Raw genomic sequence first — 13,547 nt, forward strand, 5'->3', positions numbered from 1 at the left:
GGGCCGCGGCCGGGGGCGGGATGTCCGGCGGGAAGGCCCGGGGCTGGGCCGGGGGCACGGGCGGGGCGACGCGGGCCGCGGCCGGGCGGGCGGAGGGCGTCATGCCCGGGGGCGTGGGCCGGGCGACGCCGGGCTGCGGCAGTTGCGGGCCGGCGACACGGGGCGCGGGCGGCGGCGGCAGGGGGCCGGCCAGCGGCGCCACGGAGGGCGGCGGAGGCGGCGGACGCTGCGGGGCACCCAGGTCGGCGAAGGCGGGGACGTCGGCACGGTCCGCGACGCGGCGCCGGTCGATCTGGAGGTCTCGGTCGAGCAGGCTCGGCACGGCGGGCACCGCGGGCTTGTGGGCGGTGTCGGCGGCGCAGGCGGGGCACTCTCCGACGGGCGGCAGCATGGCACCGCACTTCAGGCACTTGGACAACGGACTCCTCCGGGCTTGACGTCAGCCGTGCCATGAAAAGACGTCCGCGCGCGGTGGGCAAGAAAAGTGCGAGCCCCCGCGGTCCCTTGCTCGTGGAACCGTCAGGGGCTCGTCAACGCGGCGCCCCACTCCGTCCCCTCGGGGACGTCGAGTACGGGGGCGCTCCACGCTAGGCATGGACGCGGCGCCGTCCCACCGCGCCCACCAGCAGCAGCACGATGATGGCGCCAATCACCGACATGATGATGCCGGACGGGCGGATGTCGAAGAAGTGCCCGTTGCGCGAGAACAAGGAACCAATCAGGCCGCCCACCAGTGAGCCGACCATGCCGAGCAGCGTCGTCGCCAGCAGGCCCATGCTCTGCTTGCCAGGGAGGATGGCGCGCGCGATGAGGCCCGCGATGAGGCCGATGATGATGAAGGCGATGATCCCCATGAAACCCGTCTCCTGTTTGTGGGGACCGTGGAGGTCCCGGTCGCGTCAAACGTAGGAATCGATGTCTCAGGGTGGGAACCGCGTGGGATGGCCGGTCGGCCGCCCTCCGGTCAGCCGAGTTCCCCATCCAGGTGCATCATCACCGCGAGCGCCGCGAGCGCCGCCGTCTCCGTGCGGAGGATGCGGGCGCCGAGCGTGACGGGGCGGGCACCCAGGGCCTTCAGTGCCTCCACCTCCTCGCGCGCCAGGCCGCCCTCGGGGCCCACGACGAGCGCCACCGGGGTGCCGGCGCCCGCCGCGCGGAAGGCCTCGCCCAGCGGCACCGCGGACTCCTCTTCGTCCAGCACCAGCACCACGGTGCCCGGCGCCAGCGCGCGCGCGGCCGTCACCAGCGGGCGGGGGACCTCCACGCGCGGCACGTCGTCGCGCCGGCACTGGCGGGCCGCCTCCTCGACGATCTTCTCCCACCGCGCGGCGCGCTCCTGCGCGCGCTTGGGCTCCAGCTTCACCACGCTGCGCGCGGTGTCCACGGGCAGGAAGGCGCTGGCCCCCAGCTCCGTGCCCTTCTGGAGGACGAGCTCCAGCTTGTCTCCCTTGGGGAGCCCCTGGAGCACGCTGACGCTCCGGCGCGCGGGCGCGAGCCTCGCCTCGCCCAGCCTCACGCGCACCGTGTCCTCGGCCACCGCCGTCACCTGGCTGGGGAAGGCGCGCCCCTTGCCGTCGAAGACCTCCACCGCGTCCCCTTCTCCCAGGCGCAGGACATGGACGATGTAGTGACGGCGGTCCCCGGTGAGCGTCACCTCCGTGGGGGCGGGCTCGGGGATGGGGGCGAAGAGGCGGACCACGGCGGCGTTCTCCAACCCGTCGGGAGGGACGGGTTCCCTTCCGCGTGCGGGGACGTCGACTTCAACAGCAAGCCACTGTCCGACGCCAGGGTTTGCTGGCCTCCATCCATGAGGAACACGACGTTTGGGACGGACGCGCGGCGCGAGCGCTGGAGAATCTCGGCAGGCCTGCTATCTGGCTTGGGGCATGGATGCCTTCGCCGTCGAGTCCACCCGCTCGGGGTTCGTCGAGTCCGTTCATTCCGTCCATGTCGCCGTGGTGGACGCGGAGGGCCGGTGGGTGGCCGCTTCCGGAGCGCCCGAGCGGAGGACGTGGTGGCGCTCGGCCGCCAAGCCCTTCCAGGCGCTGGCCGTGGTGGAGGAGGGCGCCGCGGACCCCTTCGGCTTCGGCGCGCGCGAGCTGGCCTTGATGTGCGGCTCCCACTCCAGCGAACCCGTCCACCGCTCGCTGGCCATGTCCATGCTGCGCGCGTGTGGGGTGGAGGAGTCGCTCCTGGCGTGCGGGCCGCATCCGCCGCTGTCCCAGGCGGTGGCGGACGAGGCGATGCGCGCGGGCGTCGTCATCACCCCGCGCTGGAGCAACTGCTCGGGCAAGCACGCGGGGATGCTCGCGCTGGCGCGCCACCGGGGCTGGTCCTTGACGGGCTACGCGCGACAGGGGCACCCGGTGCAGGAGCGCATCCTGGAGGGCGTGGCCCGGTGGACGGGCGAGCCGCGCGAGTCGCTCTGGCTGGGCGTGGATGGCTGCACGGCGGTGTGCTTCGGCCTGCCGCTCGCGGCCATGGCCCGGGCCTATGCGCGGTTGGGCGTCGCGGAGGAGCCGTCCGCGCGGCGCGTGCGCGAGGCCATGGTGGCGCACCCGGAGCTGGTGGCTGGCGCGCGCCGGCTGTGCACGGAGCTGATGGCCGTGACGCGCGGCGAGGTGGTGGCGAAGGTGGGCGCGGAGGGCATCTACTGCGCCGCGCTGCCGTCGCTGGGGCTGGGCGTGGCGCTGAAGGTGGCGGACGGCGACGCGCGGTGCGCACCCCCGGCGCTCCTGGAGGTGCTGCGCCGGGTGGGGGAGCGTCAGGGGTTGCGGCTGCCCTGGTCGGACCTGGGCCACCACGCGACGCCGGAGCTGCGCAACACGCGGGGCGAGGTCGTGGGTGGGCTCCGGGTGACCGGAGCGCTCGACTTCCGCTGACCGGGCGTCGTCAGGAGGTGAGCGGCGCGGGGCCCGGGCCGCCCGCGGTGACGCGCGCGTGCAGCTCGCGCTTGAGGCCCAGGCCGAAGAGGGCCAGCGTCAACAGGTAGACGGGTTCGATGAGGAAGAGCTGGGGGCCGCCCAGCGACAGCCCGTGGGTCTTCTTCTCGAAGACGACGTGCGCGCCGACGACGAGCGCGAAGCGCACCACCATCACCGCGACGGCGGTGATGGCGACGGTGGCGCCGGGCAGCCGGGCCACGGCCTCCGCGAGCGCGAGCGTGGGCACCAGCGGCAGGGCCATGAGCAGCCCCGCGGTCCACTCCAGCGACACGGCGTAGAGCACCACGGCCGCCATGAGCGCGTGGGCGGCGGACAGCTCCACGCCCCCCACGCTCACGCGCAGCAGGCTGAGCGGCGCCGACAGGGAGAAGATGAACAGGTAGGCGCCCACGAAGTGCACGGCGCGGCTGACGCCGTTCTCGTGCAGGGGCATCCAGGCGCGAAGCTTGTCGGCGAAGCTCATCATCAGGGGAGGTTCAGGCGCGAGCAGGGGTGGTGGAGGGGGCCTGCTGGGGCTTGATGACATAATCGCCGAAGAGCACCGCCACGAAGAAGAGCGGGCCCACCAGCGCGTGCACCAGGTTGGTGAGGAAGGAGGGGGACTTCTTCTCCCAGACGGCGTGCCCCGCGAGCTGGATGAGCCACCCGAAGGCCGCGATGGCCACCACGCTCCAGGTCGGCATCATCCGACCGAGGGGGAAGCACGCGGCCATGAACGCGACCACCAGCAGCCCCAGCTTCACGTCGGCGCGCAGGTACCAGACGGCCGCCAGCGCCCACGACACCATGCCCAGCGTCAGGACACCGCCCGGCAGCACCGGCACCGCCACCAGCTTCACCCAGTCCAGCATCGCGATGATGTGGAGGATGATGACGGGGATGGCGACCTTGTGCGTGAGGCGGTTGGTGGGGTGCTGGTGTGACGAGTAGTACTCGTCGAAGAGGGCGGCGATCGGGGGCTTGAGCATGGCGTCCTCCAAGTGGGGGGTACGGCGCGCCGACGTTAGGGGATGTCTCCCCGGTGCGTCCTGGCGTGGCACGCCAATCTCCTGACCTGGGACGCCACGGCGGGGGCCTCAGGCGCGCTCCGCGCCCTCGCGCCAGACGCGGGGTGTCATGCCCGTCCACCGCTTGAAGGCGCGGTCGAAGGTGCTCAGCTCCGCGTAGCCGAGCAGGAAGGCCACCTGGCTGATGCCCAGGTTCGCGTCGCGCAGGTAGCGGAAGGCCAGCTCCCGCCGCACCGCGTCGACCTCGTCCTGGAAGGACGTGCCGTGCTCCGTGAGGCGGCGCTGGAGGGTGCGCGCGCTGAGGTGGAGCCCCTGGGCGACGTCGCCGACCTGGGGGGCGCCTTCCTGGAGCCCGGCGCGGATGACGTCCCGGACGCCCTGGACGAACTCCGGGGGCGGGGGCCCGGAGGGCGGCGCGGAGGTGCTCGCGGCGCGCTCCAGCACGGAGAGCAGGGCGGGGTCCGCGCCCATCACGCGCAGGTCGAGCGTGGGGGCGTCGAGCGACAGCGCGTTGCGACCGCCGCCGAAGCCGGGGGTGACGCCGAAGTGCTGCACCAGCGGCGCGACGTCGGGCGGCGCGGGGTGGGCGAAGGTGACGGCGCTCGGACGCCAGGCGACCTCCGTGAGCTGGCGCCCCACGTGGGTGAAGAGGGCGAGGCCGTACTCGCTGGCATGGCGGCCGTACGCGAGCGGCGCGCCCTGGATGCCGTAGGCGAACGTCCCGCCCCCGTCCGGGGCGTCCGTGAAGGAGGCGCGCCAGGTGGGCTCCAGCAGGGCCAGGTAGCGCGCGAGCGCGCGGAAGGTGGCGCGCAGCGTGGGCGAGGCGCGGGCGATGTACTCGACGAGGCCGTAGTTGCCGCGGGGCACGCGCTGGGCGACGTGCAGGCCCAGGAATGCGTCGCCGGAGAAGGCCTCCGCGGCCTCGAGGAACGCGTGCAGCGTGGCGAGCGGCAGGCTCACCTCGGGCAGCGCGTCCGCGTTGCCCGGCAGGCCGAAGCGCTCGACGAGCGGGGCCGGGTCGTGCCCCGTGGCGCGCAGGTACGCGAGCAGCGGACCCACGAGCTGGGAGCGGACCTCGGCCGGCGGCTTCGGTGGTGGAAGTGGGGGCGGAGTCTCCACGCGCGGCGGACGCTAGCGTGTTCGGCGCGCCGGGCCCAAGCGGGCCGGGGCCTCAGGTGTTCGCCGGTGGCGTGTACGGACCGAGGAAGTCGCGCTTGCCGATCTGCACGCCCTTGTGCCGGAGGATTCCGTACGCGGTGGTGACGTGGAAATAGAAGTTGGGCAGCGCGAAGGTGAACAGGTAGCCGTCGCCCCGGAAGACGGGCTTGAAGTCGCGCAGGGGCAGCTCGATGGTGCGCTGCTCGCTGCCCTCGAAGCGGGCGGGGTCGACGCTCTCGAGGTAGGCCACGGTCTTCGCGATGCGCTCCTGGAGCTCCGGGAAGCTCGCCTCGGTGTCCGGCATGCTCGGGGCGGGGACGCCGCTCAGTCGCTCCGCGGTGGCCTTCGCCGTGTCGCTGGCGCGCTGCACCTGCCCCACGAGGGTGAACATGTCGGGGGCGAGCCTCGCGGTGAGCAGCTCGTTGGGGTCCTGGCCGTGGGCCCGGGCGTGCTCGACGGCCTTGTCCAACAGGCGGGAGAGCACGCCGAAGGCGCGGACGAAGACCGGGATGGAGGCCTGGTGCATCGAGAGGGACATGGGGCGCTCCTGGCCGCCGAGGGGGGCGGCGTGGGGGAAGGGTGGCGGGACTCCAGCACGGCGGCGCGGTGAAGGCACGTCGTTCGTGGGGGAGGGGGCATGACGCGGCGAGGCGTGTCCGTGGGGTACGCTCCCGCGCCCGACGTCGCCCCATCTCCAGGATTCCCGCGCGCCCATGGACAATCTGGCCCATTCACTCGTCGGTGCCTGGATGGCGGAGGCGGGGCTCAAGCGCGCCACGCCGCTCGCCACCGCGACGCTCGTCATCGGCGCGAACCTCCCGGACGTGGATGGCTTCGTCACCTTCGCGGGCTCGGACGCGTCGCTGTACTGGCGCCGCGGCTGGACCCACGGGGTGCTCGCCCTGGCGCTGTGGCCCTTCGTGCTGACGGGGTTGATGCTGCTGTGGGACCGTCACGTGCGCAGGCGCCGGCACCCGGACCTGGAGCCCGCGCGGGCCGGCCCGCTGTTGTTGCTGTCGACGCTCTCGATCCTGAGCCACCCCGCGCTGGACTGGCTCAACACGTACGGCGTGCGCCTGTTGATGCCGTTCGACGGGACGTGGTTCTACGGCGACACGCTCTTCATCATCGACCCGTGGGTGTGGCTGCTGGCGGGGGCCGCCGTCATCATGGCGGACGCGCGCTCGCGCAAGTCGGCGGCGGGGTGGGGCGTGCTGGGCGTGGCCACCACCGCGCTCGTCACCGTGCCTTCGTTCGTGCCGTGGCCCGCGAAGGTGCTGTGGGCGGTGGGGGTCCTGGCCATCCTCTGGCTGAGGCTCCGCGGCACGCGGGTCCTCTCCGCAGAGCGCGTGGCGCGCGGGTGTGGCGTGGGGCTGGTGCTCTACCTGGGCGCGCTCGTGGTGGGCTCCCAGGTGGCGGCGCCGCGCGCGCTGGCGTGGCTTCGCGCGCAGGGGCACCCCGTGGAGCGGGCCATCGCCGGGCCCATCCCCGCCAACCCCTTCGTGCGGGACATCATCGTCCTGGGGGCGGACCGCTACCACTTCGTGCGCGCGGACTTCCTGCGCGGGGGCGAGGACCACCTGTCGCTGAGCGGACCGAGCGTGCCTCGCGACCCGAACCCCGGTCCCGTCATCCAGGCCGCGCTCGCGGCGCCCCGGATCCGAGGGCTCGCCAACTGGCTGCGCCTGCCCACCTTCCAGGTGACGGAGACGGCCGGAGGCTGGCGCGTCGCCATCGACGACGTGCGCTACTTCCGGCAGGGCGGCGGCAGCCTGGGCTCCGCCGTCGTGGAGCTCGACGAGGCGCTGCGCCCGCTGCCGCGCGACGACGGACACTGAGGCCCGGACGGCGGCGGCGGTCCGGTGCTCCCTCGAACTCGAGCACGGGCCGCACCGCCGTGGCGCGACGACGGACACCGGGGCCCGGGGCCGCGCCTCCGCGCGCGGCCCCCCCTGGCCTCGCGGAGCCTTCAGCGCTTCAAATCGATGCGCACCCACTCGCCCTGGGTGGCGCCGGGCAGCACGGTGAAGCCGAGGTTGCGGTAGGCCGCCTCGACGTCCGCGCGCTGGTGCGCGAGCACGCCGGCGAGCACCAGCCGGTCCTTGGCCTTGGGGGCGATGAGCGGCGCCAGCTCGATGAGCGTGTTGGCGAGGATGTTGGCCAGCACCAGGTCGAACGTCCCCTCGACCGCGGTCAGCTCCTTGCCGGAGACGTCGATGTCCGGCGTGCCGTTGTCGGCGATGTTCTCGCCCGCGAGCTCCACGGAGGTCGGGTCGTTGTCGGTGGCCACCACGCGCCCGGCGCCGAGCTTCTTCGCGGCGATGGCCAGCACGCCCGTGCCCGTGCCCACGTCCAACACGCTCGCGCCCACGTGGTCCACCATGTACGCGTCCACCGCCGCCAGGCACAGCGACGTCGTCGGGTGGTCACCCGTGCCGAAGGCCATCTTCGGCTCGATGACCAGCCGCACCGCTTCCTTCGGGGCGTTCTCCACGTCCCACGGCGGTCCCACCCACAGCCGCCCCACGTGGACGGACTTGATGAGGGACTTCCACTCGTTGCTCCAGTCCTGCTGCGGCTGCTCGTCCAGGCGCAGGCGGGCGGCGGGGTAGGCGTCCGCCACCTCCGCGCGCGCGGCCTCGGCCGTGTCCCGGTCCTCGAAGTAGCCGATGAGGATGGCCTCCCCCGCGTTGGGCGCCTGCACGCCGGGCATGGTGGGCGTCTCGCGGTCGCGCACCTCGAGTCCGAGCGCTCCGGACTCGTGGAGGAGGTCCTGGATGGACTCGGACGCTTCCTCGGGCACTTCCACGGTGAGGGACAGGTAGGTCTGTGACATGGGGGGCCCTTTTACCGCGCCCCGCGCGCCGGGAAAGCGCCGTGAAGGGGCCCGTCCGCCTCCCCTGTCGAGGAGGGACGGGCCCCGGTGGCTCACGGCCCGACGATGGCCAGCGCGCTCCGGTCGAAGTCGAGCACCTGGCGCGCGACCTCCTGCACCTGCTCGGACGTCACCGCCGAGATGTACTCCGCGTAGCGCAGGGAGTTGTCCGCGCCCAACCCATACATCGAATCCATGGCGATGACGCCCGCGCGGGCCCCGCAGCGCTGCAACCCGATTTCATGCGTGCCGATGAGGTTCTGCCGCGCCCGCGCCAGCTCCGCCTCCGGCACCGGCTCCTCGCGCAGCCGCTCGAGCTGCTCCCGGATGCCGGCCAGCGCCGCGTCCACCTTCTCCGGACTGGTGCCCATGTAGACGGCGAAGTAGCCCGGCTCGATGCCCTCCATGCCGAAGCTGCTCACGCTGTAGGCCATGGACCGCTTGTCGCGCAGCTCGATGAACAGCCGCCCGCCCTGGCCGGACAGCACGCCGGAGAGCACCTCCAGCGCGTAGTGCGCCGGGTCGTCGAGCCGCATGCCCTGGAAGCCCATCACCAGGTGCGACTGCGCCCGCGTCAGCACCCGCTTCTCCTGCCGGGCGGACGTGGGCCGCGGCTCGGCCGCGATGCGCGGCGGCGGGGCGACCTTGCCGCGCGAGGCGCCGAAGTACTCCCGCGCCAGCGCGAGCACCGCGTCCACCTTCACGTCGCCCACCACGCACAAGGTCAACTGCGACGGGTCCATGTGGCCCGCGTGCCACGCGTGCAGCGCCTGCGGCGTGAGCGCCTCCACCGACGCCTTCTCGCCCAGCACGGGCAGCCGGTACGGGTGCTCGTGGAACAGCGTCCGGTGGAACAGCTCGAAGGCGAGCCCGGAGGGCTTGTCCTCGCGGGTGAGGATGTCCTGCAGCATCAGCGAGCGCTCGCGCGCCACCTCCACCTCCGGGAACGCGGGGTGGAGCACGCTGTCCGCGAACAGGCGGAAGGCCGGCTCGAAGTGGCGGGAGAGGAACTCGCCGCGCAGGCTCGTCGAGTGGCGCCCGCTCTGGCCGCCCATGTTCCCGGCGTACGCGTCGATGAGCTGGGAGATGTCCTCCGCGTCGTGCGACGGCGTGCCCCGGGTGAGGCAGCGGCTGAGGAGCGTGGAGATGCCGTTGTCGCTCGCCGTCTCGTAGCGCAGGCCTCCGAGGAACGCGGCGCGCACGGCGAACAGCGGCACGGAGGCGTCCTCGCGCACCAGCACCGTCGCGCCCGAGGGCAGCTTCTCGATGATGGTGCGCGGCGGGCTCTTGGAGGTGCCGCCCACGCGCAAGGACGGCTCGCCCGCGTCCACCTTGCGCGCCTTGCGCTCCGGGGGCGCGGCCGGCGGCTCCTGGTCCGCCCCGTCCAGCGCCGCGTGCACGTCCGCCTCCGTCAGGCCCTGGCCTCCGGGCAATTGCGCCGTGACGATGGCCCGGTCGAAGCGCAGGTACTTGCGCGCCACCTCTCGCAGCTTCTCCGGCGTCTGCGCGCGGATCTCCTCGTAGTAGCGCTCCTCCGCGTCCAGGCTGCCCAGGCCGGACTGGTAGTAGCCCATCTTCCGCGCCACGCCCTGCACCGTCTCGCGCTGGTAGACGGCCTCCGCCTCCATCAGCGCCTTCGCCGTGGACAGCTCCTGCGCGGACACGGGGGCCGCGCGCAGCGTGGCCAGCACGCGCGTCGTCTCCCGCAGCGCCCGCGGGGCGTTCTCCGCTTGCAGGTTCATGGCCACGGAGAACATGCCCGGGTCCTGCGGCGTGTACGCGAAGGCGTGGATGTCGTTGACCAGGTTGTGCCGCCGCTTCACCTCGCGGGTGAGCCACGACGCCTCGCCCTGGCCGACGATCATCGCCAGCAGGTCCAGCGCGGGCGTGTCCGGGTGGCCCGCCTGGGGGATGTGGAAGGCCACGTGGACGGAGGCCTCCTTCACGTCGTCCGGCCGCAGCAGCACGCGCCGCTCCGTGAGGGGGGGCTCCGCCGCGCGGACCACCGGGCCCGCGAACGGACGGCCCCAGTCCCCACCGAAGATCTCCTCCACCCAGCCCCGCAGCTCGTCCTCGCGCAGGTCGCCGGCCACCGACAGCACCATGTTCTGGGGCGTGTAGTACCGGTGGTAGAACTCCAGCACCTTCTCCCGCGTGAAGCTGCGCACGCTCTCCGCCGTGCCGATGACCGGCAGCCGGTAGCCGTGCACCTGGAAGGCGGTGGCGAACAGGTCCCGCGACGCGCGGCGCGACGGCGTGTCCTGGCTGCGCTTGATCTCCTCGCAGACCACCTCGATTTCACGCGCCAGCTCCTCGGCGTCGAACGCCGAGCGGCGCACGGCGTCGCCCAGGATGTCCAGCCCCATCCGGGCGAACTGGCTGGCCATGACGATGTGGTAGACGGTCTGGTCGAACGACGTCCAGGCGTTGATCTCCCCGCCGTGGGCCTCCACGTCCCGGGCGATTTCACCGGGGCCCCGCCGCTCCGTGCCCTTGAAGAGCATGTGCTCGTGCAGGTGGGCCAGGCCCGCCTGGTCCGGGCGCTCGTCGGCGCTGCCGACCTTCACCCAGACCTGGAAGGCCGCGACCTTGGCGGCGTGCTGTTCCTCGAAGACGACGGTGAGCCCGTTGGGCAGCGCGTAGCGGATGGCCATAAAGAACGTCCGAAGCTGGCACTCGCCCCCCGTGAGGGCAAGGTGGGGTGTGATGTTTCCCTCGATGTTTCCTCTCTCTGGCTAACGCCCCGGACCCCCGCCGTCGAGGGGGACTGTGGGGTCGGCGCCCGCCCGTTGGGTCGAGAGGGCCTCTTCCCCCATTCCGTCCCTGGTCGGACGCGCCGCCGGGCTGTAACCTGCGCTCCGCCCATGCCGTCACCTCCGGAAGAGGTGGATCCGCTGGCGGACCTGCGCGAAAGCCTGGACCTGGAGGACACTGGCGCCCAAGCGGCCCCCGCCGCCCCCGCCGCTGCTCCCCCCAGACCCCAGGCCAAGCCCCCGCCCTCGGCGCCACCACCCGCCGCACCGCCCCCTCTGCCCCCGCGTCGCCCGGCAGCGTCCTCGGCCTCCGCGCCGGTGGGGACGGGTGCGCCCAAGGCCCCGGCCACCACCCCCGCCCCCGTGGCGGGCGCGGCTTCGCGGGCAGTGCGGGTCCCAGGCCAGGACCCGTTCACCGAGCCGGCCGAGCCCCGCATGCCCATGGGCGCCTCGCCGGAGGACAAGCTGGAGTACTTCCGGGCGGTCGTCCGCCAGAAGACGGAGACCCTGGCCCGGGCGCGGACGCTGTACGCGGAGCGCGACGGCGAGGTCAGCGGCCTGAAGCAGTCGCTCACCCAGGCGCGCAAGGAGGCGGCGGAGGCGAAGGCGCAACTGGCCGCGGTGAAGGACTCCCCCGCGAAGCTGGCCCAGACGTCGGAGGCGCTGACGGGCGCCGAGCAGCGCGCGAGGGACGCGGAGGAGAAGCTGGCCGCGGTCCAGGCGGAGCTGGACGCCGTCGAGGCGGACCGCAAGGACCTGTCGCGCGCGTTGGCGGAGGTGGAGTCGGACGTCCCGCGGCTGACGGCGGAGCTGCACGAGGAGCGCGAGTCGCGGGGCGCGGTGGCCGAGGAGCTGGTGGGCGCCAAGGAGGCGCTGTCGCTGGCGCAGGACCGCGTGGCGGAGCTGGCCGCGGAGAAGTCCGAGGCCCAGGGCGCGCTGGAGGCCGTCCAGGAGCAGTACCAGCAGGCCATCGCGGACGTGGAGCGGCTGGGCGGCGAGCTGGCGACGGCGACGGAGGAGAAGGAGTCGCTCTCGCTGCGCGCCGGGCAGCTCGAGGCGGCGCTGGGCGAGGCCCAGGCGTCGCTGAGCGCGGTGGAGAGCGAGAGCGACTGGTCGAAGAACTCCCTCGAGGAGGCCCAGGCGCGCGCCCGGACGCTGGAGGGCGAGCGCGACGAGGCCCGGCGCCGGCTGGCGGTGGTGGAGGAGGGGCTGCGCACCCTGCAGCAGCAGGTGGCGGAGCTGGAGCGGGCGCTGGCGCTCAAGGACGCCGAAATCGTCGGCCTTCGCGCGGCCCTCACCGCGCGCACCGCGGAGGCGGCGGAGCTGCCCGCGCTGCGCCAGGCGCTGGAGGGCCGCACCGCGGAGCTGTCCCGGCTCAACGCCCGGCTGGAGGCGGAGACGGCCAAGGCGGCCGAGCGCTCCCAGGCCCTGGAAGAGGGGCTGTCGCAGGCCGGTGAGCGCGCGGCGGTGGCCGAGGGTGAGGCGGCCGCGCTGAAGGAGGCGCTGGAGGCGACCGAGGTCGAGCAGGTGGCCCTGCGCGACCGGATGGAGGCGGACGCCGCGGCGCTGGGCGAGGCGGTGCACCAGGCCGAGGCGAAGGTGGCCGAGGTGACCGCGTCGCTGGAGGCGGCGCACCTCGAATACGAGGCGCTCAGGAAGCAGCTCTCCCAGGTGGAGATGAAGGCGGCCACCACGGACGCCGAGCGCGTGGGGCTGGCCGCGCGCGTGACGATGCTGGAGACGGCCTCCGGCCAACGCGAGGCGGAGCTGTCGCGGGTGCAGGCCGCGCTGGCCCAGTCGCGCGAGGAGACGTCGCTGGAGCGCGTGCGCCGCGAGGCGGCCGAGGCCGAGCGCGCCGACGCGCAGGTGAAGGTCGCGGAGGTCGAGGCCCGGGCGGACGCGCTGGAGGAGGGCCAGGGCGGCGCCCAGGCGGAGCTGCAAGGGCTGCGCGACGAACTCGAGGCGACCCGCGCGGAGGCGGACAAGGCGGAGCGGCTCCAGCAGCGGCTGAAGATGCTGGAGGGCGCGCTGGAGGCGGCGAAGGCGGAGACGGCGAAGGCCAACCAGTCCGCGCAGGCCTCGCTGGTCGCGAAGGTGAAGGAGACCGAGGCGGCGCGCACCGCGGCGGACGTGAAGCTGGCCCAGGCGGAGGCCGCGCAGGCCGCGAAGCTCTCCCACGCCGAGGCGGCGCGCGCGGAGCTGGAGGCGAGGCTCGCGCAGGTCGAGGCCGCCCACGCCGACGACGCGAAGGCGTCCGAGGACGCGCGCGCGGAGCTGGAGGTGAGGCTGGCGCAGGTCGAGGCCGCCCACGCCGGCAAGGTGAAGGACGCCGAGGCGAAGCTGGCGCAGGTCGAGGCCTCCCACGCCGGCAAGGTGAAGGACGCCGAGGCGAGGCTGGCGCAGGTCGAGGCCGCCCACGCCGGCAAGGTGAAGGACGCCGAGGCGAAGCTGGCGGCGGCGGAGGCGAAGCTGGCCGCGGAGGCGGGCTCGCGCGCGGGCAAGGCGAAGGACGCGGGCGCGGCGGAGGCGAAGCTCAAGGACGCGGAGGCCTCGCTCCGGGCGGAGCAGGCGGCGCGCGCGGCGCTGGAGGAGAAGCTGGCGCGGCTGGAGGCGGAGGCGGGCGAGCGCCCGTCCGCCGGGGCGGGCGGGGACTGGGCGGCGGAGCGCGAGGGCCTCAAGACGGACGTCGCCAACCTCAAGCGCAAGCTGGTGGCGGCCGAGACGGCGCTCGAGGCCGCGGCGGGCTACAAGGCGAAGATCGCCAAACTCGAGGCGCAATTGAAGGGCCGCAAGTAGCGGTTGGCCTGTC

Annotated in this window: 11 protein-coding genes and 1 pseudogene; 3 read left to right on the top strand and 9 right to left on the bottom strand. The window is 73.8% G+C overall.

What is annotated here, in order from left to right; all coding sequences use genetic code 11:
• The 3 genes and pseudogenes from LZ198_RS37415 to LZ198_RS37425 all read right to left on the bottom strand — a co-directional run.
• A pseudogene (locus LZ198_RS37415) lies at positions 1-391 on the bottom strand (hypothetical protein); the annotation flags it as partial.
• 196 nt (positions 392-587) lie between these two features.
• Complete coding sequence (locus LZ198_RS37420; RefSeq protein WP_253976935.1) at positions 588-854, bottom strand: GlsB/YeaQ/YmgE family stress response membrane protein; 267 nt, start codon at positions 852-854, stop codon at positions 588-590.
• Between the two features lie 110 nt (positions 855-964).
• A complete protein-coding gene (locus tag LZ198_RS37425) occupies positions 965-1,699 on the bottom strand; it encodes a 16S rRNA (uracil(1498)-N(3))-methyltransferase (RefSeq protein WP_253976936.1) in 735 nt (244 codons plus the stop codon).
• A gap of 187 nt (positions 1,700-1,886) precedes the next feature.
• Here LZ198_RS37425 and LZ198_RS37430 point away from each other — a divergent pair, with 187 nt between their 5' ends.
• On the top strand, positions 1,887-2,882 hold the full coding sequence (locus LZ198_RS37430; protein ID WP_253976937.1) for an asparaginase: 996 nt from the start codon (positions 1,887-1,889) through the stop codon (positions 2,880-2,882).
• A 10-nt stretch (positions 2,883-2,892) separates the two neighbouring features.
• Here LZ198_RS37430 and LZ198_RS37435 read toward each other — a convergent pair whose 3' ends face one another.
• The 4 genes from LZ198_RS37435 to LZ198_RS37450 form a co-directional block, all read right to left on the bottom strand.
• Positions 2,893-3,411 (bottom strand): Mpo1 family 2-hydroxy fatty acid dioxygenase, encoded by a 519-nt coding sequence (locus LZ198_RS37435; RefSeq protein WP_253976938.1) that lies wholly within the window; start codon positions 3,409-3,411, stop codon positions 2,893-2,895.
• Between the two features lie 10 nt (positions 3,412-3,421).
• The gene (locus LZ198_RS37440) at positions 3,422-3,913 is read right to left on the bottom strand and encodes an Mpo1 family 2-hydroxy fatty acid dioxygenase (protein WP_253976939.1); all 492 of its coding nucleotides are present in this window, start codon (positions 3,911-3,913) and stop codon (positions 3,422-3,424) included.
• A gap of 108 nt (positions 3,914-4,021) precedes the next feature.
• Positions 4,022-5,011, bottom strand: a complete 990-nt coding sequence (locus LZ198_RS37445) for an AraC family transcriptional regulator (protein WP_253976940.1) — start codon at positions 5,009-5,011, stop codon at positions 4,022-4,024.
• A 112-nt stretch (positions 5,012-5,123) separates the two neighbouring features.
• Positions 5,124-5,648: a DUF1993 domain-containing protein gene (locus LZ198_RS37450; RefSeq protein WP_253976941.1), complete on the bottom strand. Its 525-nt coding sequence runs from the start codon at positions 5,646-5,648 to the stop codon at positions 5,124-5,126.
• 175 nt (positions 5,649-5,823) lie between these two features.
• On the opposite strand from LZ198_RS37450, the gene LZ198_RS37455 reads away from it, so the two are divergent.
• Positions 5,824-6,948, top strand: a complete 1,125-nt coding sequence (locus LZ198_RS37455) for a metal-dependent hydrolase (protein ID WP_253976942.1) — start codon at positions 5,824-5,826, stop codon at positions 6,946-6,948.
• Positions 6,949-7,079: 131 nt separating this feature from the next.
• Here the strand turns inward: LZ198_RS37455 and LZ198_RS37460 are convergent, their stop codons facing one another.
• Together LZ198_RS37460 and LZ198_RS37465 are read right to left on the bottom strand one after the other, a co-directional pair.
• Positions 7,080-7,946, bottom strand: a complete 867-nt coding sequence (locus LZ198_RS37460) for a 50S ribosomal protein L11 methyltransferase (RefSeq protein WP_253976943.1) — start codon at positions 7,944-7,946, stop codon at positions 7,080-7,082.
• A 92-nt stretch (positions 7,947-8,038) separates the two neighbouring features.
• Positions 8,039-10,639 carry a M16 family metallopeptidase gene (locus tag LZ198_RS37465; protein WP_253976944.1) on the bottom strand — a complete coding sequence of 867 codons (2,601 nt, stop codon included), beginning with the start codon at positions 10,637-10,639 and terminating at the stop codon, positions 8,039-8,041.
• A gap of 210 nt (positions 10,640-10,849) precedes the next feature.
• Here LZ198_RS37465 and LZ198_RS37470 point away from each other — a divergent pair, with 210 nt between their 5' ends.
• A complete protein-coding gene (locus tag LZ198_RS37470) occupies positions 10,850-13,534 on the top strand; it encodes a plectin 1 isoform 8 (RefSeq protein ID WP_253976945.1) in 2,685 nt (894 codons plus the stop codon).
• The last annotated feature ends 13 nt before the right edge of the window (positions 13,535-13,547 follow it).

The sequence above is a fragment of the Myxococcus dinghuensis genome, from assembly GCF_024198235.1.
GTDB lineage: Bacteria > Myxococcota > Myxococcia > Myxococcales > Myxococcaceae > Myxococcus > Myxococcus dinghuensis.

Bases quoted from the DNA above. Each gene is read 5' to 3' on its own strand.
- LZ198_RS37470 (WP_253976945.1), top strand. From the start codon at position 10,850: ATGCCGTCACCTCCGGAAGAGGTGGATCCGCTGGCGGACCTGCGCGAA.
- LZ198_RS37460 (WP_253976943.1), bottom strand. From the start codon at position 7,946: ATGTCACAGACCTACCTGTCCCTCACCGTGGAAGTGCCCGAGGAAGCG.
- LZ198_RS37440 (WP_253976939.1), bottom strand. From the start codon at position 3,913: ATGCTCAAGCCCCCGATCGCCGCCCTCTTCGACGAGTACTACTCGTCA.
- LZ198_RS37465 (WP_253976944.1), bottom strand. From the start codon at position 10,639: ATGGCCATCCGCTACGCGCTGCCCAACGGGCTCACCGTCGTCTTCGAG.
- LZ198_RS37450 (WP_253976941.1), bottom strand. From the start codon at position 5,648: ATGTCCCTCTCGATGCACCAGGCCTCCATCCCGGTCTTCGTCCGCGCC.
- LZ198_RS37435 (WP_253976938.1), bottom strand. From the start codon at position 3,411: ATGATGAGCTTCGCCGACAAGCTTCGCGCCTGGATGCCCCTGCACGAG.
- LZ198_RS37420 (WP_253976935.1), bottom strand. From the start codon at position 854: ATGGGGATCATCGCCTTCATCATCATCGGCCTCATCGCGGGCCTCATC.
- LZ198_RS37430 (WP_253976937.1), top strand. From the start codon at position 1,887: ATGGATGCCTTCGCCGTCGAGTCCACCCGCTCGGGGTTCGTCGAGTCC.
- LZ198_RS37455 (WP_253976942.1), top strand. From the start codon at position 5,824: ATGGACAATCTGGCCCATTCACTCGTCGGTGCCTGGATGGCGGAGGCG.